Origin of the sequence: Parasedimentitalea marina (genome assembly GCF_004006175.1) — a bacterium.
GTDB classification, from domain to species: Bacteria; Pseudomonadota; Alphaproteobacteria; order Rhodobacterales; family Rhodobacteraceae; genus Parasedimentitalea; species Parasedimentitalea marina.
In genome coordinates this window covers 37,415-63,172 of record NZ_CP033223.1, presented here as the reverse complement: position 1 = coordinate 63,172, position 25,758 = coordinate 37,415, and the positions used below count along the sequence as shown (strand labels likewise).

Annotated in this window: 23 protein-coding genes and 1 pseudogene; 5 read left to right on the top strand and 19 right to left on the bottom strand. The window is 54.5% G+C overall.

The annotated features are described in order from the left end of the window. Position 1: 1 nt before the first annotated feature. The 4 genes from argH to EBB79_RS24125 form a co-directional block, all read right to left on the bottom strand. Complete coding sequence (gene argH / locus EBB79_RS24140; protein WP_127751537.1) at positions 2-1,486, bottom strand: argininosuccinate lyase; 1,485 nt, start codon at positions 1,484-1,486, stop codon at positions 2-4. Next, the gene (locus tag EBB79_RS24135; protein ID WP_238705194.1) at positions 1,483-2,319 is read right to left on the bottom strand and encodes a carbohydrate ABC transporter permease; all 837 of its coding nucleotides are present in this window, start codon (positions 2,317-2,319) and stop codon (positions 1,483-1,485) included. Before EBB79_RS24135 ends, argH begins: the two co-directional genes overlap by 4 nt. 43 nt (positions 2,320-2,362) lie before the next feature. Beyond that, entirely contained in the window at positions 2,363-3,256 is an 894-nt protein-coding gene (locus tag EBB79_RS24130) for a carbohydrate ABC transporter permease (protein ID WP_127751535.1), read from the bottom strand. A 66-nt stretch (positions 3,257-3,322) separates the two neighbouring features. Continuing rightward, a complete protein-coding gene (locus EBB79_RS24125; RefSeq protein WP_127751572.1) occupies positions 3,323-4,579 on the bottom strand; it encodes an extracellular solute-binding protein in 1,257 nt (418 codons plus the stop codon). A gap of 200 nt (positions 4,580-4,779) precedes the next feature. Here EBB79_RS24125 and EBB79_RS24120 point away from each other — a divergent pair, with 200 nt between their 5' ends. After that, complete coding sequence (locus EBB79_RS24120; protein WP_164860920.1) at positions 4,780-5,880, top strand: ROK family transcriptional regulator; 1,101 nt, start codon at positions 4,780-4,782, stop codon at positions 5,878-5,880. A gap of 25 nt (positions 5,881-5,905) precedes the next feature. Further along, the gene (locus tag EBB79_RS24115) at positions 5,906-8,269 is read left to right on the top strand and encodes a PIG-L family deacetylase (RefSeq protein WP_127751533.1); all 2,364 of its coding nucleotides are present in this window, start codon (positions 5,906-5,908) and stop codon (positions 8,267-8,269) included. A 100-nt stretch (positions 8,270-8,369) separates the two neighbouring features. Here EBB79_RS24115 and EBB79_RS24110 read toward each other — a convergent pair whose 3' ends face one another. The 9 genes and pseudogenes from EBB79_RS24110 to EBB79_RS24070 all read right to left on the bottom strand — a co-directional run bounded on the left by EBB79_RS24110 (position 8,370) and on the right by EBB79_RS24070 (position 16,974). Beyond that, positions 8,370-9,659: an L-fuconate dehydratase gene (locus tag EBB79_RS24110; protein WP_127751532.1), complete on the bottom strand. Its 1,290-nt coding sequence runs from the start codon at positions 9,657-9,659 to the stop codon at positions 8,370-8,372. Further along, the gene (locus tag EBB79_RS24105) at positions 9,656-10,501 is read right to left on the bottom strand and encodes a fumarylacetoacetate hydrolase family protein (protein ID WP_127751531.1); all 846 of its coding nucleotides are present in this window, start codon (positions 10,499-10,501) and stop codon (positions 9,656-9,658) included. Before EBB79_RS24105 ends, EBB79_RS24110 begins: the two co-directional genes overlap by 4 nt. Positions 10,502-10,520: 19 nt before the next feature. Beyond that, the gene (locus tag EBB79_RS24100; protein WP_127751530.1) at positions 10,521-11,270 is read right to left on the bottom strand and encodes an SDR family oxidoreductase; all 750 of its coding nucleotides are present in this window, start codon (positions 11,268-11,270) and stop codon (positions 10,521-10,523) included. Positions 11,271-11,274: 4 nt separating this feature from the next. Further along, positions 11,275-11,604 carry an L-rhamnose mutarotase gene (locus tag EBB79_RS24095; RefSeq protein ID WP_127751529.1) on the bottom strand — a complete coding sequence of 110 codons (330 nt, stop codon included), beginning with the start codon at positions 11,602-11,604 and terminating at the stop codon, positions 11,275-11,277. After that, entirely contained in the window at positions 11,604-12,716 is a 1,113-nt protein-coding gene (locus EBB79_RS24090) for a mandelate racemase/muconate lactonizing enzyme family protein (RefSeq protein WP_127751528.1), read from the bottom strand. Before EBB79_RS24090 ends, EBB79_RS24095 begins: the two co-directional genes overlap by 1 nt. A 3-nt stretch (positions 12,717-12,719) precedes the next feature. Further along, complete coding sequence (locus EBB79_RS24085; protein ID WP_127751527.1) at positions 12,720-13,814, bottom strand: ABC transporter ATP-binding protein; 1,095 nt, start codon at positions 13,812-13,814, stop codon at positions 12,720-12,722. 4 nt (positions 13,815-13,818) lie between these two features. Then, positions 13,819-14,682: a carbohydrate ABC transporter permease gene (locus EBB79_RS24080; RefSeq protein WP_127751526.1), complete on the bottom strand. Its 864-nt coding sequence runs from the start codon at positions 14,680-14,682 to the stop codon at positions 13,819-13,821. 4 nt (positions 14,683-14,686) lie between these two features. Further along, positions 14,687-15,580, bottom strand: coding sequence for a carbohydrate ABC transporter permease (locus tag EBB79_RS24075; RefSeq protein ID WP_127751525.1), 894 nt, complete (start codon positions 15,578-15,580; stop codon positions 14,687-14,689). Between the two features lie 72 nt (positions 15,581-15,652). Next, positions 15,653-16,974: pseudogene (locus EBB79_RS24070) on the bottom strand (extracellular solute-binding protein). A 149-nt stretch (positions 16,975-17,123) separates the two neighbouring features. On the opposite strand from EBB79_RS24070, the gene EBB79_RS24065 reads away from it, so the two are divergent. The 3 genes from EBB79_RS24065 (at position 17,124) to EBB79_RS24055 (ending at position 19,601) form a co-directional block, all read left to right on the top strand. Further along, positions 17,124-17,927, top strand: a complete 804-nt coding sequence (locus EBB79_RS24065) for an IclR family transcriptional regulator (protein WP_127751524.1) — start codon at positions 17,124-17,126, stop codon at positions 17,925-17,927. Further along, positions 17,924-18,937: an aldo/keto reductase gene (locus tag EBB79_RS24060; RefSeq protein WP_127751523.1), complete on the top strand. Its 1,014-nt coding sequence runs from the start codon at positions 17,924-17,926 to the stop codon at positions 18,935-18,937. The genes EBB79_RS24065 and EBB79_RS24060 overlap by 4 nt, the downstream gene beginning before the upstream one ends. Positions 18,938-19,298: 361 nt before the next feature. Further along, the gene (locus EBB79_RS24055) at positions 19,299-19,601 is read left to right on the top strand and encodes a hypothetical protein (RefSeq protein ID WP_127751522.1); all 303 of its coding nucleotides are present in this window, start codon (positions 19,299-19,301) and stop codon (positions 19,599-19,601) included. Positions 19,602-19,623: 22 nt separating this feature from the next. Here the strand turns inward: EBB79_RS24055 and EBB79_RS24050 are convergent, their stop codons facing one another. The 6 genes from EBB79_RS24050 to EBB79_RS24025 form a co-directional block, all read right to left on the bottom strand. Further along, complete coding sequence (locus tag EBB79_RS24050) at positions 19,624-20,289, bottom strand: L,D-transpeptidase (protein ID WP_127751521.1); 666 nt, start codon at positions 20,287-20,289, stop codon at positions 19,624-19,626. A gap of 407 nt (positions 20,290-20,696) precedes the next feature. Continuing rightward, positions 20,697-21,731, bottom strand: coding sequence for a methyl-accepting chemotaxis protein (locus EBB79_RS24045; RefSeq protein WP_127751520.1), 1,035 nt, complete (start codon positions 21,729-21,731; stop codon positions 20,697-20,699). Next, the gene (locus EBB79_RS24040) at positions 21,728-21,979 is read right to left on the bottom strand and encodes a protoglobin domain-containing protein (protein ID WP_127751519.1); all 252 of its coding nucleotides are present in this window, start codon (positions 21,977-21,979) and stop codon (positions 21,728-21,730) included. Before EBB79_RS24040 ends, EBB79_RS24045 begins: the two co-directional genes overlap by 4 nt. Before the next feature lie 377 nt (positions 21,980-22,356). Beyond that, complete coding sequence (locus EBB79_RS24035; protein ID WP_127751518.1) at positions 22,357-23,742, bottom strand: adenylate/guanylate cyclase domain-containing protein; 1,386 nt, start codon at positions 23,740-23,742, stop codon at positions 22,357-22,359. 172 nt (positions 23,743-23,914) lie between these two features. Further along, positions 23,915-25,018, bottom strand: a complete 1,104-nt coding sequence (locus EBB79_RS24030; RefSeq protein ID WP_127751517.1) for a site-specific DNA-methyltransferase — start codon at positions 25,016-25,018, stop codon at positions 23,915-23,917. 92 nt (positions 25,019-25,110) lie between these two features. Further along, the gene (locus EBB79_RS24025) at positions 25,111-25,743 is read right to left on the bottom strand and encodes a ribonuclease HII (RefSeq protein WP_127751516.1); all 633 of its coding nucleotides are present in this window, start codon (positions 25,741-25,743) and stop codon (positions 25,111-25,113) included. Positions 25,744-25,758 lie beyond the last annotated feature (15 nt).

Below are 25,758 nucleotides of genomic sequence, written 5' to 3'. Positions count from 1 at the left end.
ATCAGTGCTCCGTTAGGGTCGTAAAGGCCTGTTGCAATTGGACAGAGGCGTTGGCTCTGCGTTCAGACCGTTGGTGCTGCTGCGTGCCTAGCGCTGTCAGTTGGTTCAAACTGGCCGTTAGTGCGCTTTGCAAGGCGACAGGTGCAGGACCGCCGGTTCGGTCTCGCCTTGATACGAAAGCCTGAGCTGAAACGGCTGTTTCAAATTGAGTTTGGGTCAATGTCGTTGTTCTTGCCGTTTGGGTCTGAAAGGCAATAGAAAAATCTGAAAATCCATGCGCCAGGGAACTGTTGCGCTCGATGACGGATTTTGCTGTCAGCGCTGCAACATCGTGGGCTTGCCGGAAACTCAGCCCTTCGTCACGGACCAATGTGTCGGCCAGTTCTGTGATGGTGATACAGGCCGCATCTGTGGTCTTTGCTACCCGATCTGAATTGATCTGACAGGCGGGTAAAAACGCCGCGAGCAACTCCAAAACTCGGCCACCGCTTTCAAAGGCGGCATAGCCCGCTTGTTGCACTTCGCCCTCGCTGTCGTTCATATCGGTGAACGGAGTGTTGTGCATTGTGTTTACGATCGTGTCGCAACGTCCCACCGTCACCGAGGCCAAATGGCGCATGTGTTCAATCGGCACCGGGTTGCGCTTCTGCGGCATGATGGAACTGATCTGAACTAAGGCGTTGGGAACATAGAGCTGGCCCACTTCAAAGGCTGACCAGAAGGCCATGTCCTGAACGACCCGCCCCAAATGCAGGAAAACCAGCTTGATCGCTGAATACAGACCAGTGATGTAATCAACGCTCGCGATACAGCCATAGGAATTAACCAATGGGCCTGCAAAACCCAACAGATCGGCCACCCGCTCGCGATTGATTGGAAACCCTGAGGTGGTGATCGCGGCTGCGCCCATGGGACAATGATCCAAGCCGACAATGGCCGCGTTCAAACGGTCGGCATCGCGCAGCAAAACTTCGATCACGGCAGCCAAATAATGACCAAAGGTAGTTGGCTGGGCCGGTTGACCATGGGTGTAGGCCACGATCAACGTGTCCTGCTCTGTTGTTGCCTTGTTGATCAGCGCGTTTGCCAGTTGGTGGATCTGCCCTAACAGCGTTTCCGCCCGTGATTGCAGGGCCAGTTTGAACAGGGTGTGGTCCATATCATTGCGAGACCTTGCGGTGTGCAAAGCACCACCAAGATCGCCCAGCCGTTTGCGCAACTCGGCCTCGACCAAAAAGAAATAATCCTCATACTCGCCGGAATACGTCAGAGAGCTGATATCGTTTTCGGCGTCAATTTCGTTTAGTGCGATGGCAATATCGCGGCCTTGTTCGGACGACAGGATTTCGGTTTCCACCAACATCACCAGATGCGCCTTGTTCACCTCGCCCATGTAGCCGGCATAGTTATTTTTGACCCCTTCGAACAATGGTGCCAGGACTGTCTCTTTGTAGGTCGGATCAGGAAATACGCTATTGTCGGTCATCCTTTGAGCCCCGCCATGACAACGCCGCGAATGATAAAGCGTTGGAAAATCAAAAACACGATCAGGGTTGGAATGGTCGATATCGCGGCCCCGGTCATGATCAACTCCCAGGCCACATCGGCTTCGTCACCAAAGCCCGATAAACCGACAGGAATGGTGTACATCTCGGTAGAGTTGGTGACGATCAGGGGCCATAAAAACGCGGTCCAATTGCCCAAAAAGACAAAGATTGCCAGGGCTGCCAAGGCGGGCTTCACCAGCGGCATTGCGACCGTCCACCAGATTTGCAATTCGTTCAGACCATCAATCCGGGCCGCCTCTATGAAGTCGTCGGGCACGGTTTCAAAGAATTGCTTCATCAGAAAGGTGCCAAATCCAGTCATAAGACCTGGGAACATAATCCCCCAATAGCTGTCCAGCCACCCAAAAGACTGGCTCATCAAATACCAGGGGATCACCAACATTTCTGTCGGAATCATCAGCGTCGACAGGATGGCAATAAAGACAATTGTGCGGCCGGGAAATTTGAATTTGCACAGGGTATAGCCAACCAGACTGTCAAACAGCAGGTTGGATATTGTGGTCACAATCGCGATGATCCCCGAGTTGATGAACCACATATAAAACCGCCCATCTTCAAGCACGTACAAGTAGTTATCTAACGTCGGCTCAACCGGGATCAGATTAACATTATAGACTTCATGCGGCCACTTCAGCGAGGTCGAGATCATGTAGGCGATGGGCATTACCATCAGCACTCCGCCGCCAAACAAGGCCAGCCAGCGCAAGATTTGCCCCATGTTGCGGGTTGCAGGCTTGGATTGCTTGGCCATCAAACCGGTTGCTGTGGGGCGGATTATGTCTGTTGTGCTCATGTCAGTTGCTCCTCAGCAGGCGCAACTGGATCAGGCTAACGATCATGAGGATGGTGAACAACACCACAGTCTGCGCGGCAGCATAGCCCATATTGAAACTGTTAAACGCAGTGTCGTAGATCATGAGCACCAGCGGTTTGGTGGCATTCAGCGGCCCGCCCGGATTGTTTGTGGTCATGTTGAACACATGGTCGAAAATTCGCAAAAAACCGATCGATGAGAAGACAACAATGAACACAATGGTCGGGCGCAGCAGTGGCAGGGTGATTTGCGTCAGCACCACCCACCATCCCACTCCATCTATGCGCGCGGCTTCGTAGTAGGACGTTGGAATGGCGCGGATACCTGCCATAAAAATGATCACCTGAAATCCCAGCCCGGCCCATACCGCAGGGGCCAAAACGGCCGGCAGTGCATTTGTGGTTGAGTTCAGGAATTCAATTTGCGCAATGCCAAAACTGGCCAGAATATTATTGAACAACCCAATGGGAACCGCTTGATAAAACCAGCGCCAGACCCAAGCCATTGCCACGGCGCTGGTCATAAAGGGTAAGAAATACATCATCCGCATAAAGCCATGCAGAAAGCGGACTTTGTCCAAGTGATAAGCAATCACAAAAGACAGTACCAATGAGACCGGCGTGCCGATCAATAGATAAGCAAAGGTATTGCGGAAGACTTTCCAGAACACCGGATCATTCCAAAGTTTTATGTAATTGTCGAAACCCGCCCAGGTCCGCGCGCCCAGCAGGTTCCAGTCTTGAAATGAAATCAGAATTGCTGTTGCGGTGGGATAAAACCGGATCACTGAGTAAAAGACGACCGGTACAGCTAAAAAGGTCCAGGCCCAGACAATCTGTTTCTGCTTAATTGTCAGGTTGCGATAGAGGTTCATCGGATGTCCGGATGTTAAATGGTCAAAGAGACAAACCCCCCAGAGCAAAAGCCCTGGGGGAAAGGCTTAATCCGCGTAATATTCGTTTAGGATTTTTTGCTCAGCCTCAGCTGCAATCGCCAGACTTTCGGCAATTGGCTGATCCTCAATATCCGTACGGGCCACCATATCGACCAGTACCTGCCGCTGAGAACTTTCGTTCGCAAATACAGTTGTATGCGCGTAGGAGAGTCCTTTGATAAAGGGTCCGAAAACGGGGTCATTCGCGTTGGCCTCGGTCAGCCCAACCGATGGTTTTGCCGGCAATTCTCCGACCACGTCGAGCCAGATCTGCATGGCAGCATCAGAGGTGATGTAAGACATGAACTTTAACGATGCCTCGTATTTCTCACCCTCGGCTTTGGTGGTCACGGCGTTGACCCAATACGAAGAATAGTTGGACTGGGTGCCGTCGACAGCGGCCGGCAATTCAGCCACGCCCCATTTCAGCCCCCGGATTGCCTTGAGCGAGCCAATACGGAATGATCCGTCGATGTGCATTCCTGCCCTGCCCGCCTTAAATGCGGCTTGCGGTTCATCCATAAACCCCGAGGCCGTGACGCCATGCAGTTTTTCAAGGTCGGTATAATACTGCAATGCGGCGGCGCCGGCCTCACTGTTATACGACACGGTATCGTAGCCATCGTTATAAGGTGTGCCGCCAAACTGGCGGATCAAACCTTCACGGAACCAATGGTGATCCTGCGCCGTCATGCCGGTGGTGATGCCGACCTGAGTGATATTTCCGGCGCCGTCGCGTTTGGTTAGCTTCTTTGCGACCTCGATCAGGTCGTTCAGGTTGGCAGGTGGTTCGGTAATGCCAGCTTCGTCGAATAGACGCTGATTATAAAACAACGCCAAGCTGCGCACTGCTGTGGGGAGCGCGTAGTAAACGCCATCCTTTTTCATCGCCTGAACCATCGGAAAGAAGTCTTTGTCGACGTCCGAGGGCGAAAAAGTATCAACCGGTAAGGGTTGGATCAAGTCGGCAGCAATGTAGTCGTTTAACCAGCCATAGAACAGCTGAACAACATCAGGCCCCTCCCCTGCGGGGATCGCGGCGGCCACTTTGGTGCGATAATCCGCGTAGGGGAAATGGGTCATTTTAACGGTGATGCCGGGGTTTTCAGCCTCGAACCCGTCAATCAGCTGCTCCATCGCCGTTACACGGGCGTCATAAAAATATTGCCAATACTCAATCTCAACATCTGCTGCGGCAGAAGAGGCAAGCAGTGCTGAGGATGCTGTCAGGGTGGCCGCGGCCAGTCCTTTGAATGTCTTCATCATGGGCTTTCTCCAAGTTGTATTTGTCTGGCTCCGCAAAATACCGGATGCAGTGCAGCTTTTCGCTGTTCTGAGCATGCTTTTAATTCAAGTTACTTGAGTTATCAACTTATTTGAATTAATATCTTGTAATGGCTTCAACACCCCCTCTCAAAGGCAGCAATGCCGGACGTTCGCGAATTCGAAACAGAACTGCTGTATTGGGCCAGATTTATCATTCAGGAGAGTTGGGGCGGGCCGAATTGGCCCGGAGCCTGGACTTAAGCGTTCAGGCCGTCAGCAACATTATTGCGGATCTTCTGCAAGACGGACTGTTGGTTGAAAAGGGCGCGCGGTCTGCGAAACGTGGCCTGCCGGCGGTTCAATATGGCATCGCCCCGACCGGTGGCTTCGCTTTGGGGATAGAGATTCGCCCGACGGTGATACATGCCGCGATGCTGGATATGCTTGGCAATACAGTTTTCACGCATCGCTCTATCCTTGCCGATGCTCAACCAGACGCAGTTATCCCCGAGGTGACACGACTGCGTGACTTGGCACTGCAATCCGTGCCAGACGCCAGGGACCGCCTGCTGGGGGCCGGTATTGTCATGCCTGGACCATTTGGGGCAACCGGTCTTTCGGGGCGGGAAACGGATTTGCCTAACTGGCAGGACGTTGATCCCGTTGAATTGTTCCAAACCGCGCTTGACCTGCCAATTGAAGTTAGCAACGACGCCAACGCCGCCGCAATGGCAGAGCGCATTTCAGGATGCGCACTGGGCCTGGACAGCTATGGGTACTTGTACTTTGGCAGCGGCCTGGGCCTTGGCTTGGTCAGCCAAGGTCATTTGATCCGCGGTGCCTTTGGCAATGCTGGCGAGATTGGTCATATTCCGGTGCCGACTCCGTTAGGTTCTGCGCCGTTGGAAACCCGGCTTAGCAGAATGTCAGTCCAGCACCACCTGATATTGGCGGGCCATGAAAATATTGATTTCGAAACACTTGAAGCATTGTTCGCCAAATCAGATCCGGATCTAATGATGTGGCTCGCTTCGGCGACGGATGCCCTGGGGCACGCGACACAAATCATCGAAAACATCTTTGACCCACGCACCATCATTTTAGGGGGGGCTATGCCCGAGACGATACTGCATCATCTGGTCAGTAACGTAGATTTGCACTCTGCATCGGTCTCTTTGCGGGACGACAACTCTCAGCCGCGCTTACAGTGTGGGACGTCTGGTCGGCTGGTTGCAACATTGGGTGCCGCTGCGTTGATCTTGAACAAGCGCCTAATGCCAAACGCGGTCACTTTATAGTTCAAATAATTTTAACGGAGCCCTTATGCCTTTGACCGATCCCAAGCGCTTGGCGGCGGAACGTTTGACGCCACAGATCCTGCAGTTATGGCGTGCTTTGGTGCCCCTGACGTCCGTTATTTCTTTCATGAGTACCGGCGCCCATCCCGATGATGAAAAGTCCGACATGCTTGCGGCCCTGTCTTTTCGTGATGGATTTGACCTTAGCTACGCCTGTTCAACCCGGGGCGAAGGTGGACAAAACGATATAGGCACTGAGACAAGCGAGGCACTTGGCGCGCTGCGCACTGCTGAAATGGAGCGCGCCTGTGATATCCTGAACATGCGGATGTACTGGCACTGTGAATATCCACAGGACACTATATTTGATTTTGGGTTCTCAAAATCAGGCGATGAGACGCTTGCCAAATGGGGCCACCAGCGGCTGTTAAAACGGTTTGTCGAGATTATCCGAACCGAACGCCCCGATATCATATGTCCAACATTCCTGGATGTTCCGGGCCAGCACGGGCATCATCGCGCGATGACCCAGGCCGCATTTGAAGTGATGAGCCTGGCGGCAGATCCAACTTACCTGGACAGTGACTTACCAGTTTGGCAAGTCAAAAAGCTGTACCTGCCCGCCTATTCCGGTGCAGGTCAGGCTTATGACGACGACCTGCCACCGCCGCCTGTCACGCTGACAGTCCAGGCCAAAGGGGTCGAACAGCATACCGGGTGGAGTTATGCCCGGATTGGACAGCAAAGCCGAGCCTTCCATTTGACCCAGGCAATGGGTCGGTGGGTTGCTGCCGGTGATGAAAAGGACTGGCCACTCCATTTGGCGCAAAGCCATGTTGATGGCCCAGACACAGACCTGCATTCGGGACTTGCGGCCACTCTGGCAGATATGGATGTGCCGTCACTCAATCGATATCTGCGTCAGGCTCAGGACAACGTCGACGCCGCAATAGCCGCTTTCCCAGATGGGTCAAAAATACTTCCGCAGGCGTGTTCGGCGCTGCGTCACATCCGCGAGGCGATCCAGAATTGCCCTGAAAGCAGCCGTGGGGACGTGCTGCACAAGCTGTCGCGCAAAGAGGCGCAGCTATCAAATCTCATCGCAATTGCTGCTGGTGTTCAGATCCATACCCGTCTTGACAGGACCTATATAAATGCTGGTGATGCAGTTGAGTTGGTGTCTGAATTGCGCCCAGGCAGGGCGGACTCGGCCACACTCAAGCCAGCGTTGCCGCCGGGGTGGTCACAGGATCAGAATGGGCTGTGCACGGCGCTGGATGTACAGGTTTCAGATTCCTACCCATCAGTCTATCTGCCAGACACACCCAGATTGCCCTGCATAGAGGCAAGCCTGATGGTACACGGTGAACAGATTACCCGCCGGGTTGCCTTTGAAACGCCACCTGTTGTGTTGCCTTGTTACTCGGCGACGGTCTCTCCCGATGCTGATGTAATCAACTCAGCAATGGTGGATCGCGTCCTGACGATAACAGTCAAAGATATTGTTCCGTCAACGGCCACGGCCTCTCTTTCCCTGCCGGATCGCTGGCAAGCGACGCGCACTGAGACTGGTTTTAGTGTAACAGCCCCTGAAGATGTCGCCCCGGGCAGCTACAGTCTTGGTTTGTTGCTGGATGGTCGGCCTGCTCAACAAATCCATAAGATCGAATATGCACATATCGATCCACGCGCCATAATCCGCCCGGCGGAGATCAAAATCCAAGTTGTTCACGCAGCGCTTCCTGATGTGCGCATTGGCTACATTGGTGGCGGCAACGACCGGGTAGATCACTGGCTTGACCGTCTGGGAGCAGATGTTGTTGCGCTTAGTGACGACGATCTAAAAAGCGAGGCCGTCCTTGCCGAGTTTGACACTTTGGTCATCGGCATTTTTGCCTTTAAATTTCGCGATTGCCTGTCAGTTCAAATGCCGCGATTGCACCGATGGTGCGAGCAGGGTGGAACTTTGCTAACTTTATATCATCGACCATGGGACAATTGGGACCCGGACTACAGTTCACCGCGAATGCTTGAAATTGGCCAGCCCTCCCTTCGCTGGCGGGTTACGGACGAAACGGCAAACGTTGAGGTACTGCACCCGAACTCTCCCCTGATGACCCATCCAAACCAAATTACAGCGGCTGATTGGGATAACTGGCACAAAGAGCGCGGGCTGTACTTTGCAAAACGATGGGACCCGGCCTATCTGGCCATCTTGTCGATGGCAGACCCGCAAGAACACCCCTTAGAGGGGGCCTTGCTTTGTGCGGACATAGGCAAAGGCCGACATATTCACACCTCACTTATCCTTCATCATCAGATGGAAAAAACCATTCCGGGTGCCTTTCGGATCATGGCTAACCTTTTGGCCAAGCGGGAAGCGAACTAGCCGTGGATTTGCATCTGGATTGAGTGTGTTGAGAGCGAGGGGTGAACTGCGACCTTTGGGTGGGGTAAGTGTCATGTGGTGTGCGCAAATCGGGTGTCTCTCACTGAGCGGCAATTGCAGCATCAAATTTGAAATCGACAAGCGTTTCGGGTTTCATCTGAATGGAAAACCCTGGCACCGTTGGCGCAGCATAGGCGCCATCTGTGACCACACAGGGATCAATAAAGTGCTCGTGCAGATGATCGACGTACTCGATCCTGTTGTTGTCCTTTTGACCTGTAATGGCCACATAGTCGATCATTGACAGATGCTGTACATATTCACACAGGCCAACGCCGCCAGCATGTGGCCAGACTGGCAAACCGAACTTGGCCGCCATCAGCTGAACTGCCAGAACTTCGTTTAACCCGCCAAGACGGCAACTATCAATTTGAACAAAGTCGATGGCCTGATTGGCGATGAACTGTTTGAAAAGAATACGGTTTTGACACATTTCACCCGTGGCCACCTTGACGGGTGCAATGGCCTCGCGAATTTTGCGATGTCCCATGACATCATCCGGGCTGGTTGGCTCCTCGATAAACAATGGGCGCGCAAAGGACAGTGCTTTGACCCAGTCGATGGCCTGATCGACCTCCCACACCTGATTGGCGTCGATCATGATATTAATGTCTTCGCCCAATTCTTCGCGGGCGATTGTCAGACGGCGAATGTCATCGTCAAGATCGCGGCCCACTTTGAACTTGATATGGGTGAAGCCCGCTGTTTTCGCTTCACGGCACAGGTGGCGCAGCTTGTCATCAGAATACCCCAGCCACCCCGCCGAGGTTGTATAGCAGGGATACCCTTCAGCCTTTAGCTTGGCGATCCGGTCCGCCTTTCCCGGTTCAGCAGCCCGTAGGATCTCCAGTGCCTCATCCTTGGTCAGCACGTCAGTCATGTAGCGAAAGTCGATCAGCTTGACGATCTCTTCGGGCGACATGTCCCCAATCAACATCCAGACCGGTTTACCGGCCTCTTTGGCCAGCAGGTCCCACATCGCGTTGACCACCGCACCAGTGGCCAGATGAATGGCGCCCTTGTCCGGACCGATCCATCGCAGTTGACTGTCGCCAGTAATGTGACGCCAGAACCGCCCCATGTCATTGCGCACCCAATCCAGATCGAGCCCGATCAGAAGGTGGCGCATCGCCTTTATCGCCGCGACACAGATTTCTGTGCCACGACCGATCGTGAATGTCAGCCCATGGCCCTGGTGGTCGCCGTCCGTTTCAAGCACGACATAGGCGGCTGAATAATCCGGATCGGGGTTCATGGCGTCCGACCCGTCCAGAGAAAGAGAGGTGGGAAACCGCAGATCATGAGTAGAGAGGCCGGTTATCCGTGTCATGCGCTTGCCACCACAGTCTGTTGTTGCACGCCAAGCCCGGAAATTCCCAGTTCGATCTTATCGCCTGGCTTAAGATAGGTTTCCGGTTTTTGCCCCATGCCCACACCCGGAGGCGTTCCGGTTGAAATCACATCACCCGGCTGTAAGCTCATGAATTGCGACAGATGAGAAATTACTGTGGCAACATCAAAATGCATCGTTTTGGTCGAACCGTCCTGATACCGGTGGCCGTTCACCTCCAAGTACATATCCAGAGCCTGCGGATTTGCAATCTCGTCTCGGGTCACAAGCCAGGGGCCGATGGGGCCAAATGTGTCGCAGGATTTGCCTTTGACCCATTGACCTGAACGGTGCAGCTGAAAGTCGCGCTCGGACAGGTCATTCACTATGCAATAGCCAGCAACGCAGTCTAGGGCGTCTTCAACCGAGACGTATTTAGTTGGCTTGCCAATCACCACACCCAGCTCAACTTCCCAGTCGGTCTTAACCGAGGTGCGCGGAATTTCGACGGCGTCATTCGGGCCGCATATGGCCGAGGTTGCCTTGAAGAAGATCACTGGCTCGTCTGGGAGTGCCATACCGCTTTCGGCAGCGTGGTCCGCATAGTTCAGGCCGATGCAAATAAACTTACCCACTTGCCCGACACAGGCACCCAGGCGGGGGTTACCCTCAACCAGCGGCAGGGTTGATACATCAATCTCACGGATTTTCTGAAGCGCGGCATCGCTTAGCGCAGTATCGGCGAGGTCTGGGATAATGGCAGACAGATCACGGATATTTCCAGTTGCATCCAGAAGACCTGGCTTCTCGGCTCCTACGGGGCCAAAGCGCAATAGTTTCATGGTGTTATCTCCTTGGAAGTCAGACGGACCAACCGCCGTCGATGGCGTGCGTTTGTCCGGTGGTAAAGGCGCTGTCATCGCTGGCGAGGTAAAGTGCCAGGGCGGCGATTTCCGCGGCTGTACCAATACGGCCCATCGGTTGGCGGCTGATAAAGGCGGCCAGTGCCTGTTCGTAGTTGCCGGTCGCACGCAGGCGGCCGTGCATGGACGGGCTGTCCACAGTGCCGGGGCAGATCGCATTGCAGCGTATGCCCTGCGTTACGTAATCTGCGGCTATGGATTTGGTCATGCCGATGACGGCCGCCTTGGATGCGCAATAAGCAAATCGGTTTGGCACGCCCTTAATGGACGAGGCCACCGAGGACATATTGATGATCGAGCCACCACCGTTTTCCAACATCGCAGGCAGGGTCAGCTTGATCATGCGGTACATGGCAGTGACGTTCAGATCAAAACTGAAATCCCAGTCTTTGTCATCGGTGTCGAGGATCGAGCCGTTGGCGACAAAGCCAGCGCAGTTAAACAGGACGTCCAGCGGGCCAATCTTGTTGGCACAGTCTGCAACGGCCGCCGCATCAGTAACGTCCAGCTTAACCGCAGTTATGCCCTCAATGCCGTCAAGCTCAGCCAGAGAAGCCTCGTTGATGTCACTGGCAAAAACCGTTGCTCCCTGCGCGGCGTAGAGTTCCGCTGTTGAACGTCCAATACCCTGCCCTGCAGCGGTGATGAATGTTGTTTTTCCGGCCAACCGGCCTGTGTTCTGAGTCATAGTGTTATTCCGTGTAAAAAACATGTTCCATCATCGCCCATTGCTCACCACTTGCGCGGCTGGCCAGAGGCGACTGGCAGGGGTCGGTATGTGTCCACCATTCTTGGGTTTTTGGATCTTCGGCCATTTTCGCCAGATCAGCGTTCAAATCTGTGCCGTGATATTCCCAATAGCCAAACAGCAGGTTTTCCGGCTCGCGCAGGAAAATGCTGTAGTTGCGGATGTTGCTTCCTGCGATCTGGGCCAACACATCCGGCCACACGGCGGCGTGCAGCCGTTTGTAGTCGGCTATCCTGTCGGGCTTGATCCCGATTACCATTCCCATGCGTTGCATCAGGCTCCTCCGGTGATTGTTTTTGAGATCAGGGACATGGAGGTGATCGCTTGCCAATCCCATTCGATACCCAACCCCGGCGCCTGTGATGGGATGGCAAAGCCACCCTCGACCAGCATCGGTTCCGTCGTGACGCTGTCCAATTGCGGAATGTATTCCAGCCACTTGGCATTGGGCACTGCACAGACCAGTGACAGGTGCAGCTCCATCAGAAAGTGAGGACAGACCATAACGTTAAACGCCTCGGCCATATGGGCCACTTTCAACCAGGGTGTAATGCCGCCAATGCGGGCCACATCGACCTGCACAATACTGGCTGCGCCCATTTGCAAATAGTCTTTGAACTGGCTGATCGAATACATGCTTTCGCCAACCGCAATCGGCACCGAGGTGCGTCGGGCCAGTTCAATATGCCCGGCCACGTCATCCGCAGGCAGAGGTTCCTCGAACCAGCCGATGGAATACTCTTCAAGGACGCGGGCGCGCCGGATGGCCTCGGACACAGTGAACCCCTGATTGCCGTCGGTCATGATTTCATAACTATCGCCAACTGCAGTCCGGACTGCGGACAGCCGCGCGTCATCCTGGCTGATGTGGTCACTGCCAATCTTGATCTTTGAGCCTTTGAACCCTTTGGCTTGCATTGCCAGAGCGTCATCAACCAGTGCCTGCGGCTCCAGGTGAAGCCAGCCCCCCTCGGTGCTATACAGCAGAATGCTGTCGCGGGTGCCGCCTGCGGCTTTCCAAAGCGGCAGGCCCGCTGTCTTGCACTTCAGATCCCAGAGCGCGGTATCGATGGCCGCGAGCGCCAGCGAGGTGATCGCCCCAACTGACGTGGCGTGGGTCAGGAACAACAGTTCGCGCCAGATCCCCTCGATCCGGTCCGCGTCTTTGCCAATCAGGGCCGGTCCCAGAGTGTGCTCCAACAGCGCCATAACAGACGGACCGCCCGTGCCGATAGTGTAGGAATAGCCGGTCCCACAGGCCCCATCGCTGTCATAGACAGTCACCATCGGTGTCTCTTGCGAGACAAAGGATTGAATGGCGTCGACCCGTTTCACCTTGGGAACGAGGTCAATCATTTGAAGTTCTATGCGAGTGATCCGTGCCATGGTCTAACCCCGCACCGCGTTAGAGCTGGTGGCATCAAACACGTGACATTTGTCCAGCATCAGGCGGAATTTCAGGACTTCACCCGGACGCACGGGCCTAGGGTTTAGCATTTTACCCTGCACTTCAGTCCCGGCGATGTTTGTGAACAGGACTGTCTCTGTGCCCAGCGGTTCGGTCAGCGTAACGGTGAGGTCCATTTCCGTGCGCTCACCCTCTTCCTCAACCGCATGGCCCAGGGGCATCAGATTATCGGCTCTAAATCCAAACTGGACATTCTGCCCATTGTGGACTTGCCCCCGTGCACTGGCAGGGACTGGCACATTTATCCCTCCGGCAAGCTGAATGGTGCTGGTGCCTGACACAACGCCGTCAATGAGGTTCATTGGCGGAGATCCGATAAAGGTCGCAACAAAGGTGTTGTTCGGAGCATTAAACAGCTCTAGCGGTGTGCCGACCTGCACAATATGGCCGTCCTTCATCAGCACAATCCGATCCGCCAGCGTCATTGCCTCGACCTGATCGTGGGTCACGTAGATGATCGTGTTCCCAACTTTCTGATGTAATTTCTTGATCTCAACCCGCATCTGAGTGCGCAGCTTGGCATCCAGATTTGACAGGGGTTCATCAAATAAAAATACATCCGGATGCCGCACAATGGCGCGGCCCATGGCGACCCGTTGGCGTTGACCACCCGACAGTTCGGCAGGCTTGCGGTCCATCAGCGCCTCCAGGCCCAAAATAGCCGCCGCCTCGTCCACGGCCTTCACAATCGCAGTCTCGTCCTTTTTGGCGATCTTCAATGAAAACCCAAGGTTCTCACGCACCGTCATATGCGGGTATAAGGCATAGTTCTGGAACACCATCGAGATATTGCGGTCGCGCGGTGGGAGGTCATTCACCACCCGCCCACCAATGGCGATCTCACCGCTGGTGATATCTTCGAGCCCGGCAATCATTCGCAGGGTTGTGGATTTGCCGCAGCCAGAGGGGCCAACCAGGACAACAAACTCACCATCTTGAATGGCAAGGTCAATGCCATGCACAGCTCGATGTTTGCCGTAATTCTTGACAACTTTGGAAAGGGTTACTTCAGTCATGATGCTATCCTTTGACGCCGCCGAAGGTGAGGCCGGCAATCAAGTGTTTCTGAACGAGGAAGGTGAGGATCAGGGCTGGAACGATCATCAGAACCGCCAGCGCGCACATGCCGCCCCAATTGATGGTGAATTCAGCGGTGAAATCCAGCAGGCCAACCGGCATCGTCTTGGACCCAACGGATCGGGTCAACTGCGAGGCCAGTGCGAACTCGTTCCACGATGTCAAAAAGGCAAAAATGGCAGCCGAGGCAACGCCGGACTTGGCCACCGGGAATTCGACCTGCCAAAAGGCCTGCCAGCGGGTGCAGCCGTCGATCTCGGCCGCCTCGTGCAGTTCTTTGGGGATCTGGCGAAAGAAGCCATCGGTCAGCCAGACGGTGAAGGGTACATTCATTGCCACATAGGCCAGGATCAGGCCTATGTGAGTGTCGATGATACCAACGCGGGCAAACACGATGAACAGCGGCAGTGACAGCGCCACGCCGGGCACCGCACGAAACAACATCAGCCCGACAAAGTAACCGGTCTTGCCCTTGAACCTGTAGCGCGCAAAGGCATAGCCGCCGGACATGCCGATCAGAATGGCAATCACCGTCGAGACCACGGACACAATCAGTGAGTTGCGGAAATAGCTGAACACCGGCACGCCGCCTTCGCCCGCGCCGCCAAACATCGACCGATAGTGATCCAGGGTGAAGGATGGGATCCAGACGGGTGGTTTCGCCATGATCTCGACCGTGGGCCGGAACGAGTTCAGCACAATCCACAACCCGGGAATGCAGATGATCGCCATAACAATGAACAGGCCACTAAAATGCAGTGCTTTCATCAGGCGCTTGTGATTGCGATAGGATTGGTTGCGATCCATGTGACTATCCTCCCATGCCGATTTGGGCGCGCGCAGCGGTGAGTTTACGGAAGAAGTAGATAGTGAATACGACCGACAAAATGATCGAGACATAGCCCATCGCGTTGGCCAGCCCCATGCGGGCATCGACGTAACCTGTGCGGCTCATCAATGTCCACAACAGCTCGGTTCGGCGGGCGGGGCCGCCGCCGGTCATGATCTGCACAATATCATAGGCCCGCGCCACATCCAGCGACCGGATTGTCATGGCGATAAAGATGAACGGCATCAGGAACGGCAGGGTGATGTGCCGGAAGGACTGCCACGGGGTGCATCCATCCACCTTGGCGGCCTCTAGCGGGTCGCGTGGCATGGCGAACAGGCCCGCCAGAATTAGGATCGCGAACACCGATGTGCTCATCCAGATTTCAGCAAAGGCTATCGAGAACAGTGCCAGTTTGCCGTCCACCAGCCAGGGCAGTGCTGCGTTGAACCCCATGGACTGCAGGGCGTTGTTCACCAGACCGATATTGTCATTGAAGATGAACTTGAACTGAAAGCCGACCAAAATAGGCGAAAACATCATCGGGAACATCACGATCGTACGCAGCGTACGCTGGCCCCATGTTACCTTGTTCACCATCACTGCAATGCCCAGACCCAGCAGCATCTCCAGGTTCAACGCTATCGTCAGAAACAAAACCGTGCGCCCGAATGCAGCCCAGAATTTGGCGTCGGTCAGAATTTTTTCGTAGTTATAGGTTCCGACCCATTTCCACAGCGTCGAGGGCCGCGTCAGCTTGTATGGTGTAAAGCTTGAGTAGAGCGAAAAGATCAGTGGGATCAGCACAACTGCGGCAATCACGATGATTGCGGGCAACAGCAGAAGAAACCACTCGGGTAAGCGGCGGCGGGTCATAGTGCACCTGTCAGACAATTGATTGTGGCATTGGGGGCAGGTCTGGCCCGCCCCCATACCGGAGTGGTGGTATTAGTAATAACCAGATTCACGCATCAACTCGTCCACCGCTTCGGCGGCATCGTCCAATGCTTCTTGTACAGTCTTGTCGCCAAGGATCGCGGCTTGCAGTTCGGGGAAGACGATATTTGTGGTCTCGCCCCATTCCGGGATCGCAGGCACGGCAAAGGCAAATTCAGCACCTTTGGCAAAGGCCGCAAGGGATTCAGCCCGGAAGGGATCATCACCAGCCTGAGCGGCCGCAACATTTGCCTCCCAAACGGCGCTGCGTGTCGGCAGTGAGCCACCAGCAGATTCAGCCAGCTGGCTGTCTTCGCTGGTCAGGAAGTTGACCAGAGACACAGCGGCCTCTTGATTGGCGCAGTCATTGGTGACCGAGAAACCATGATGGCCGGACCAACCTGTCCGGGTGACCGATCCCATCGGTTGAACTGCAACGCCGACATTGCCTGCTGCCTTGGAGGATTCCGGATCATTGAAGAACCCGGCCCATCCTGGCCAATCCAGGTTCAGGGCAACGGTGCCCGACGCAAAGCCCTGACCCAGATCATCCCAGACATAGCTGGTTGTCCCTGCTGGAACCGCTTTGGCATCATAGAGGTCAACAAACCACTGCAACGCGCGCTGACCCGCGTCCGAGTTGAAGATTGGTTTCTTGTCACCATCCAGATAGTTGCCGCCCTCGGCTACAACCATTTCATAAAACCGACCAACGATGGCTTCGTCTTTGCCAGCATACTGGGTGCCGTAAAAATTAGGGGGATCGGAAAAGAAAATGGCCTGATCCTTAACCTGATCCCAGGTATCAGGAACGGCCAATTCATAGCCGTACTCTGCTTGGAAAGCTGCGGCTTTGTCAGCATCTTCGTAGTTGGATTTCAGATAGTAGAGAACGGATACATCGAACTGCGCACGCGGCAACATCAACAGCTGACCGTCCACGGTCGACGCACCGATATTGCCCGGAACAAACTCAGCAATCGTCTCTGCAGCCACCAAACCACTCAGATCCGCGTAAAGACCTTCATATTGCGGCGCAAAGACGAGTGGTTGGAGCCAACGCACCAGGATGTCGTGCCCGCTGCCATGTCTGACTTGATTTCTTTGTCGATCTCAAAATGGCTTTTCTTTGAGATAATGTCGACTTTGGCACCGGTTGCAGCTTCCCATTCTGCGATCCGCCCATACAGGCCTTCATACTGCTGGCCGCCGATTAGTTTGGCCTCGATGGTGACGCCGTCAAAGCTTCCCCAGTCCGATGCCAGTGCTGATTCGCTGACTGCAAAAACTGCAGTACTGGCGAGTAAAGCCTTCAAAGTGTTCGATTTAATCATCATTCCCTCCCTTGGCGCGATGTCTATTCGCCTGCACGTTCCTTGGCGATATTTGTATATAAAACATTTATTCACTTACAAATCAATCTTGACATTGAGCTGTCGATTAGAGAGGCTCGGTTCACTTCAATGTCTTGGGCAAAATTCCGATGAGCGAAACAACCGACAAATACCGGGCACCAGCTCTGGAAAAGGGCTTGGATATCATTGAGCTTCTCGCCAACCATGGCGAAGGTTTGACCCAAGGCGAAGTGGCCAAGGCGCTTGACCGGTCGCAAAGTGAAATCTACCGCATGCTGTCGACCCTGGTACGTCGGGGCTATATTGTTCGGTCGGCTTCAGGGGATCACTACTCGCTCAGCCTCAAAATGTTTTCGATCAGTCAACGGCATCCGCCCATCGGTCGCGTCATCGAAGCCGCGTTGCCGCGCATGCGTGCCGTCACACGGCTGGCCTGGCAATCATGCCATATGGGAATGGAAAGCAACGGCGACATTGTTGTTGTTGCTTCAGCTGAATCCCCTGGCAGTTGGGGGCTTGCCTTGAAAACCGGGACAGTTGTTGGGCTGTGGAATACGGGAACTGGACGGGTTCTTGCTGCGTTTCGGTCAAAACAAGAGGTCGATGAGCTGATTGCGTTACACAGACGCGCGATCGGCGAACCAGAATTGGATCGCGCCGAATTCGATGCGCATCTGAAACGTATTCGCACCAGCGGCTTTGAAAAAATGCCGTCAGCCACAACGGTTGGTGTTACCAATATTTCATTTCCGATCATCGGCCCATCCAACAACGTGGTCGCGGTTTTAAGTTGTCCATATCTGGAAAGAGTGGACGATCTTGATGTGCCATCTCTGGATGAAATCGTTGAGCTGTACGGCCAGTTGGCCAATGAACTTTCCGCGCTTTATGGCAACCACAACGCCCAGGCCCAAATGATCGAGAGCACATGAAACTGGCAACGCGGCGCTTAGGAAAGACAGAGCTGACTGTTCCGACGCTTGGCTTTGGCGGTGCCCCACTGGGTGGCCTGTTTGACATGGTGGATGGTGTTGAAGCTGCAAAAACGCTGAGTGAGGCGCTGACGGCCGGTCTGAATTACGTCGACACGGCCCCTTTCTACGGGTTTGGCCGGTCAGAACGCAGGGTTGGTGATATCGTGCGCGGACAAGATTATGTGCTGTCGACCAAGGTCGGTCGGCTGCTCGCTCCGGGGGCCGCCCCTGATCCGGCCGCTATGGGCTGGCCAGACGCGCTGCCCTATCACCCGATTTATGACTACAGCTACGATGGAATAATGCGGTCCTTTGAAGACTCCTTGCAAAGGCTTGGGCTTGACCGGATCGACATTTTGTATGTCCATGACATTGGCACCGAAACTCATGGTGCCGAAAACGCACAGCATTTCAAGGCGCTGGCACAAGGCGGTTATCGAGCCCTGGACGAGTTGCGCAGTGCAGGTCATGTGAAGGCCATTGGGCTGGGCGTGAACGAGGCTGAAATCTGTATGGATGTCCTGGGCATCGGGGATTGGGATGTGTTTCTTCTGGCTGGGCGGTACACATTGCTGGAACAGGACCCGGTGGTAGATTTGCTGCCCGCATGTAAGGCCAGAGGTGTCTCTATTGTGGTCGGAGGGCCGTTCAACTCCGGTATTCTGGTTGGCGGCGATACATGGAATTATGGCGCCGCCCCGGATCATATTTTGACCAAGGTAAAGAAGCTATCAATGGCCTGTCGGGAGTTCAGTATATCACTTCCCGCGGCGGCGCTTCAGTTCCCTTTGGGACATGACACCGTAGCCTCGGTTATTCCCGGGTTACGAAACCGCCAAGAATTGTCCGACACACTGCAATGGTCGACAGCGGTCATTCCAAGTGAGTTCTGGATGTGCCTGAAAGAAAAGGGCCTGCTTCACCCGAATGCGCCAACTCCGGATGGCAGCCCGTTCACGCGCCAGTGAGCCAGGGACACCTGCGCAGTATATCAACTTGCGGCTGAATTGCATAAGCGGGACGAGAATTGGGTCAGGCCAAGCGGTGAGTGTGTTCAATAAACTTCATCAGGCTCAGCCTACCCGGGACCGGTCATTTTACTAAGACCCGTCCGCCAAACCCGACCTCCAACCTTTGCGCCAAAGGCTCATAGCGATCAATTTCTAGTGAGTGGTTTTTCAAACAGGCTGTGAAATCTCCCAAACTCCGTTGCCCTATGGGCGATGGTGAAAATATGGCCTTTTGGGGATAATCACACAGTCACGAAAAGCGCTGGTTTTTCAAAGCAGGATCACCCATTCTTTGCGGAACTTCGGGGAGATACGATTGATGAAAAACTTGGCCTGGATTCTGGGATGTGGAACATCGCTGCTGGCGTCCTGTGACACTATTAGTGGCGGAAACGGCAATCTTTCCGGTGGGTTCATTGGTGAATTGCCCGAGGGGGTGTTAGCGATTGTTGCCCCTTACCAAGATCTGGACGCTGTGCGGATTGACCCATTGGACGGGTGCTACGTCTATCGCTACGCCGGCCCGGTTGAAACGACGTTTCTACCGCTGCGGGCAGTGGATGGGCGGCCTATCTGCACCCAACAGGCCGCATCCGTCGACGAACAAGAAGTCGCAAGCTAACCTGTTGTGCCAGAAGTGGTTTTCAGCTTCGCGCTGAAACCCCGTCTTCTGGTGGATACAGGTATGCTGTCGATCCGGTGGCGACGTGTTCGTATAGGTCGATGATATGTGCCATGACCATGCGAACACATCCTGAACTGGCACGGCCGCCAATAGAGCGTGGACTCGGAGAGCCGTGAATACGCAAATAGGTATCCCGGTTGCCATCAAACAGATATAGCGCCCGCGATCCTAGTGGGTTGGTTGGCCCGCCGTTCACACCGCCAGCGTGTTGCTCATAAAGATTGGGATCTCTCTTTATCATCGCTGCAGTTGGGGTCCAGGTTGGCCATTTGGCTTTGCGGCGGATCGTGTAGGTCCCCGGTTCGTAAAGATTGCCGCGTGCGATTGCCACTCCGTATCGCATTGCGGTTCCATCGTCGGCAATATGGTAGAGATATCTTGCCACGGCATCGACGTGAATGTCGCCCGGCGTCAGGTTGGCGTTTGCCTCGACACGTTGGGGCAGAAACCGGGCGTTCAGGCCCCATGGGTTAGACGTGGCAGGGTCGTACCCTGCGGGCGTTACCTGTGCGTCCCACCCCGCCCAGTTTGATCTGTTAGACGTTGGGGCCGCCAAAAGGGCGCCGGGAATGGGGGTGGAAAACAAAGCCGCGGCCGACGTTACGAAGTGGCGTCTGGTTATCATAGTAGAGGAATCCCCGCTTCCGCTGTGTGACAGTCTATTTCTCGTCAAAATATGCATCATTTGCAAAAGGGCCAATCACTTACTTGTGTAACGGCCGGTTTCCATCTTCGGTGCCGAACTGTGCACGCTGCACCAACTGGGCCAGTATTGCCAAACTGTTCTGGGTGTCCTCTCAGGGTACAGTATGCAGATGAAAAATTCACCAATATTCCGCGCCTCAGGGCTTTGGTTGCAACCCCTGAGGCCGCGATGACTGCCATGAGAAACAACAAGCGAGCAGATCGGCAAGAAATATGGCGTCAAAGGCGCATGTTATTGGCAATCGTGCTCGTGCACATGTTATTATTGAGGTGCGCCAAGCCGTTTCATTGCGGGGTTAACGGGTCAAGGAAACAGCTTGGCGCACCTCATCCTGCTCGCTCTGCCTTTTCGTAGTCGAAATCCAAAACGCTGTTGGTGGAAGTATTTTTCTTAAGCTTATAGCTGTCCATATTCTGTTTGAGCGCGGCTGAATCTGATGCCAATCCTGTTGTGGTTTCAAATACCGTTGAAGCCAAAACCGCACTGTCCTGAGTGGTATGGCCCAGATCCGTCATACTCACGTCAATTTCAACCAAGCTTTGTGATTGGGCCAAAATAACATCCGAGATTTCTTCCATCAGATCTGACACAGAACTGGCACCGGCGCGGATACATTGCAGGCTCTCACCTGTCTGGCGCACCAATTCGCAGCCCTCGCGCACCTGTACCGTGCTGTCCGAGATCAGTGATTTTATCTCACTCGCAGATTGGGATGCCCTTGCGGCCAGCGCCCGCACTTCGGAGGCAACAACTGCAAATCCGCGCCCGGCATCACCGGCCCGTGCGGCCTCAACCCCGGCATTCAGTGCCAATAGGTTGGTTTGAAAGCTGATGTCATCAATCACGTCTACGAACTTGGCAATCAGTTCCGAGGATTCTTCGATGCGAACGACAGCCTCAATCGCTTTGTCGACGACGATTCCACCGTTTTCAGCATCTCGGTGGTTTTGCTCGGACCTTTTGGACGCCTTTAGGACCATGGCGCTGGTTTCTTTGGTGCTTTGTGTGACCTGACTGACAGCCGCGACTGCTTCTTCTAGGGTTGCAGCCTGTTGTTCAGATTGCTCAGCCAGGTCACGGGTCAGTTGAGATGTGGAAGCCATTTTGGAATCGACAGAATGGGCGCTGTTTGTCGACGACCCGATGGTGCCGCACCAACGATCAATCAGGTTGTTGTACGATGTTCGAATGGTATCGAATTTTTCTGGGAACCCGCCTCCTTCACTCTGGCGGATTTTGTAGCTCAGATCACCTTGTTCCAACCGCCTGATGCCATCCGTCATGATGGTTAGCGCCCGCGTTTGTTCTTTCTGTTGGGCCTGAAAATAGGCGTCAATGACACGTTCACAATCTGCCATCATTGCCCGCACCAAAGAGTTGCCTGGTGTGCAACTTTCTTTTTGTTGCCCAGACGCCCCTGCTGCATAACCAGATGTAACATTTTGGTTCCGGCTTCAGAATAGCCGCCAAGATAGAGCAGGAAGGGCAGTTGAATTTGAAAGTGAACGCGCCCGACCCGTTCGGCGGATTCAAAATACCTTCTGTCAAACTTGCCGGAAAACAGGCTCTCCCAATGGGCTTTTTGCGCCGATTTGGCATGATCGACCAAAGCTGGATCCTGAAAAACTGGGCCGTTTCAGGTCGATTTAGAATGACTTTGTAAAGTCATCCAATATCGGGTCAAAATGCGGGCGGAGAACCTGGCCAAGGTCCGCCAGAATTTCTGCATTTTCATCTCCGAAATCAAACCAGGTCCGTATTTGGTCACGCGCATTTGTCGTCATGGCAGTCAATCCTAACATGTTGCTGTCAGGACAATTACAACTCTGGGTTTCAATTGGGTTACTACTATTCTTGGACGGTGCGAAAACGACCCAAGTCTATACTTTGATGAGACATTAAATTTTCATCAAAGTACACGCCACTCAAAACACTGACGGGATGCAACCAGAATTGCCTGTTTGCGATGGGCAGGGCGGAGCTGATTCAGGCTGAAGTCCAGACGGTCATCGGCTGATCCAGGCCGCGAATCTCTTGATCGGGCTGCCGGACAAACGGATCGATCAAAGCAACTTCGATATTCTCAGCCTGTATTTGCAGACGAAGTTGGTCGCTTATCACAATGTCTGCTTGCAATTCACGGGTCATTACTTCCAGACGGGCCGCAACATTTACTGCGGTTCCGATCACTGCGTATTCCAATCGGTTTGCGCCAATATCGCCCAAAACGGCCTCGCCATAATGAAGCCCGATGCCAACACGGATTTCAGGCTCTCCGGCCCGGCGGCGCTCGCGGTTCCATTGGTCCAGCGCCGATATCATATCGCGTGCACAGGCCAAAGCGTTGGTCGCATCCTGGGTGCCGGCCATGGGGGTTCCAAAGGTGGCCATCAGACCATCGCCCAGATATTTGTCCAGCGTGCCATGATGGCGAAACACTTCGCGTTCCATCCGGCCATGGAACCCGCGCAGCAAGTCGATCACCTTCAGGGCATCAAGCCCGGCCGCAAGGCGAGTAAATCCGATAATGTCGATGAACAGAACCGCCACGTCCTGCCTGCGCACCTGTTTTAGTGGATCATCGTTCTGCGACAGTTGGTCCACCACATTGGGCGAGAAATATCGCGACAGATTGGTGCGCTCCCGGGTCAGGCTGGCATTGTTCATCAGCAGGGCATTGAACCTGCGAACCGAGAATCCAAGGATTACAGCGACGATAATAAACACCACCACTTCTTGCACTCTCATGTGGAACATAAAGCTGGTTGGGTCCATGATCTGTATCAGGACGTTGCTGTCGCCAAGGATCTCGATCACCCGCTGCCTTAACGCCTCATCCGTCGGCGACAGCCACCAGGCCAGAGCGACGCCAGTCATCCAGATGCCAGAGGTCCAAACGCCAATCGCAATCACAGTGCGCCAAGAATAGGCCAATGTGCCGGCCGCCAAAATGACGTAGAAATAGATAAAATTTTCGAACCGGTACTGGACTGCTATTGGGAAATCCTGTGGCGCAAACGGGTTTGGCAATACCATTCCAAACGTCATGATCAGCAGATCCATAAAAATCAAAAACAGCTCGGCCTTTGACCGGCCCACTTTCCCCATGCGGCCCATCAGCCAGCCATTGACGCAAAGCAGCGCCAGCATTCCATGATAATACAGAACGCTCCAGGACGGGTTTATAAAGACCAGCATAACCCCGATCAGCGGCATCGCGATCCAGCGGGCGCGAACTGCCCATTCCAGTCCCCGCTGTTTATGGGCCGCCAGGTTGGCCTCGACATAGGCGTTGTCAGCAACAACATCCGCAAGATCCACATGCCGTTCGGGGTGGTACGATGTCGGGGGAGCAAGTGTTGTGTCGGTCATTTCTGTTCCTTTGGGACAGAGCCTGGATAGACCTCATCTAACCCAATAGAGCACAACTGTTCCAGCGCCTAAATCCAAAAGACCCCGCCTATTAGGCGGGGCAAGGTATGGTGCCGTGTGACTGCTCACGGGCACCGGCGGTGTGGCTGAGTTTTGTAGTTTGGTGGTGAGGTCAGGCCTGCATCTCGGCGCGGATCTGCTGGCGCAGCACGTCGATCGGCACAGTCTTGCCGTCGCGCTTAAAGCACCAATAGGTCCAGCCATTGCATGAGGGGGCGTTCTCCAGCTTGGCGCCAACCTGGTGGATCGACCCTTTGACGTCATCGCCAATCAGAGTGCCATCGGCCCGCACCTTGGCCTTGTGGCGGCCATTCATGCTTAGCAATTGTTCGCCCGGACGCAGCATACCGCGTTCGACCAGCTGGCCAAAAGGCACCCGCGGCTCAGCCCGTTTGGAGGTTGAGACCTGCAGGGCGTCCCGGTCAAATTTACGGACCGATGCGATGCGCTTTTCGGCCACCTTGCGGTATTCTTCTTCACGCTCGATGCCGATGAATTCACGGCCCAGCATCTTGGCAACTGCGCCGGTGGTCCCAGTGCCAAAGAACGGATCCAGCACCACATCACCAGGATTGGTTGATCCAATCATGATCCGGTGCAGCAGGCTTTCGGGTTTTTGGGTCGGATGCGCCTTGACGCCATCTTCGTTCTTCAGGCGCTCGTGGCCGGTACAAATTGGTAGCACCCAGTCACTGCGCATCTGAATACCTTCGTTCAGTGCCTTCAGCGCTTCGTAGTTAAAGGTGTATTTTCCACCCTCGGCCTTTGAGGCCCAGATCATGGTTTCATGCGCGTTTGTAAACCGTTTGCCGCGGAAATTGGGCATTGGGTTCGACTTGCGCCAAACCACATCGTTCAGGATCCAATAGCCCTGGTCCTGCAGCGCCGACCCAACGCGGAAGATGTTGTGATACGAGCCGATCACCCAGATCGCGCCATTGGGTTTCAACAGGCGACGGGCGGCTTTCAGCCAGGCTTTGGTGAACTGGTCATAGGCGGCAAAGCTGGAAAACTGGTCCCAATGGTCGTCAACAGCATCGACCTGGCTGTTGTCAGGGCGGTGCAGCTGACCCTTGAGCTGCAGGTTATAGGGCGGGTCTGCAAAGATCAGATCAACTGACTCCGCAGGCAGACTGTTCATCACATCGATGCAGTCCCCACCAAGAATCGTGTTTAAAGGGAGCGCAGCTGCGCTCTTTACCATTGTTTTGTTCATGTCTCTGCCTCGATGCCACGGCGTATTTTTACGCTCATTTGGTTATCCACAGGATGATTCATCTGTGATTCGAGGTCAATTTCTTTTTTAAATCAAATGCCTGTGGTTTGATCTTGATACAATATATTGTGGATAGGCTTGAAGGAACGGCGATGATGTTGTGTTACCCCTAAAACGGCCAAGGCGTCTTTGTGCTGCTTAGACGGGTAACCGGCGTTCTTTTCCCAACCATAGCCTGGGCACTGTTGCGCTAAATCCACCATCAGACGGTCGCGGCACAATTTTGCAACAATCGAAGCGGCTGCAATCGACACTGATTTGCCATCGCCCTTGATCACCGCCTCGGACGGCAATTCCAGCCCCCGCGGGATCAGGTTTCCGTCGATCAACAGATAGTCCGGGGCTGGATCCAGCATCGCCACCGCCCGTTCCATCGCCAGATGAGACGCGCGCAGGATGTTGATTTCATCGATTTCTTCAACCGAGGCATGGGCAATGGCCACCTCACCCGTGTCAAAAATCTCTTGCTCGATGGCTTCGCGTTTTTTGGCGCTTAGCTTTTTGGAGTCGTTCAGGCCTATGGGGATGTTATCGGGGTTCAGGATCACGGCGGCGGCGGTGACAGGGCCGGCTAGGGGGCCGCGCCCGACCTCATCAACGCCGGCAATGCGCAGGTACCCACACCGTTGCGCGGCACTCTCATAACTGTAGTCAGGTTGTTCCATGGTCCCGACAAATCC

What these genes read in the sequence shown, in the direction of transcription:
- argH (WP_127751537.1), bottom strand. Translation starts at nt 1,486, where the DNA reads ATGACCGACAATAGCGTATTTCCTGATCCGACCTACAAAGAGACAGTC.
- EBB79_RS24135 (WP_238705194.1), bottom strand. Translation starts at nt 2,319, where the DNA reads ATGGCCAAGCAATCCAAGCCTGCAACCCGCAACATGGGGCAAATCTTG.
- EBB79_RS24130 (WP_127751535.1), bottom strand. Translation starts at nt 3,256, where the DNA reads ATGAACCTCTATCGCAACCTGACAATTAAGCAGAAACAGATTGTCTGG.
- EBB79_RS24125 (WP_127751572.1), bottom strand. Translation starts at nt 4,579, where the DNA reads ATGAAGACATTCAAAGGACTGGCCGCGGCCACCCTGACAGCATCCTCA.
- EBB79_RS24115 (WP_127751533.1), top strand. Translation starts at nt 5,906, where the DNA reads ATGCCTTTGACCGATCCCAAGCGCTTGGCGGCGGAACGTTTGACGCCA.
- EBB79_RS24110 (WP_127751532.1), bottom strand. Translation starts at nt 9,659, where the DNA reads ATGACACGGATAACCGGCCTCTCTACTCATGATCTGCGGTTTCCCACC.
- EBB79_RS24105 (WP_127751531.1), bottom strand. Translation starts at nt 10,501, where the DNA reads ATGAAACTATTGCGCTTTGGCCCCGTAGGAGCCGAGAAGCCAGGTCTT.
- EBB79_RS24100 (WP_127751530.1), bottom strand. Translation starts at nt 11,270, where the DNA reads ATGACTCAGAACACAGGCCGGTTGGCCGGAAAAACAACATTCATCACC.
- EBB79_RS24095 (WP_127751529.1), bottom strand. Translation starts at nt 11,604, where the DNA reads ATGCAACGCATGGGAATGGTAATCGGGATCAAGCCCGACAGGATAGCC.
- EBB79_RS24090 (WP_127751528.1), bottom strand. Translation starts at nt 12,716, where the DNA reads ATGGCACGGATCACTCGCATAGAACTTCAAATGATTGACCTCGTTCCC.
- EBB79_RS24085 (WP_127751527.1), bottom strand. Translation starts at nt 13,814, where the DNA reads ATGACTGAAGTAACCCTTTCCAAAGTTGTCAAGAATTACGGCAAACAT.
- EBB79_RS24080 (WP_127751526.1), bottom strand. Translation starts at nt 14,682, where the DNA reads ATGGATCGCAACCAATCCTATCGCAATCACAAGCGCCTGATGAAAGCA.
- EBB79_RS24075 (WP_127751525.1), bottom strand. Translation starts at nt 15,580, where the DNA reads ATGACCCGCCGCCGCTTACCCGAGTGGTTTCTTCTGCTGTTGCCCGCA.
- EBB79_RS24065 (WP_127751524.1), top strand. Translation starts at nt 17,124, where the DNA reads ATGAGCGAAACAACCGACAAATACCGGGCACCAGCTCTGGAAAAGGGC.
- EBB79_RS24060 (WP_127751523.1), top strand. Translation starts at nt 17,924, where the DNA reads ATGAAACTGGCAACGCGGCGCTTAGGAAAGACAGAGCTGACTGTTCCG.
- EBB79_RS24055 (WP_127751522.1), top strand. Translation starts at nt 19,299, where the DNA reads ATGAAAAACTTGGCCTGGATTCTGGGATGTGGAACATCGCTGCTGGCG.
- EBB79_RS24050 (WP_127751521.1), bottom strand. Translation starts at nt 20,289, where the DNA reads ATGATAACCAGACGCCACTTCGTAACGTCGGCCGCGGCTTTGTTTTCC.
- EBB79_RS24045 (WP_127751520.1), bottom strand. Translation starts at nt 21,731, where the DNA reads ATGATGGCAGATTGTGAACGTGTCATTGACGCCTATTTTCAGGCCCAA.
- EBB79_RS24035 (WP_127751518.1), bottom strand. Translation starts at nt 23,742, where the DNA reads ATGACCGACACAACACTTGCTCCCCCGACATCGTACCACCCCGAACGG.
- EBB79_RS24030 (WP_127751517.1), bottom strand. Translation starts at nt 25,018, where the DNA reads ATGAACAAAACAATGGTAAAGAGCGCAGCTGCGCTCCCTTTAAACACG.
- EBB79_RS24025 (WP_127751516.1), bottom strand. Translation starts at nt 25,743, where the DNA reads ATGGAACAACCTGACTACAGTTATGAGAGTGCCGCGCAACGGTGTGGG.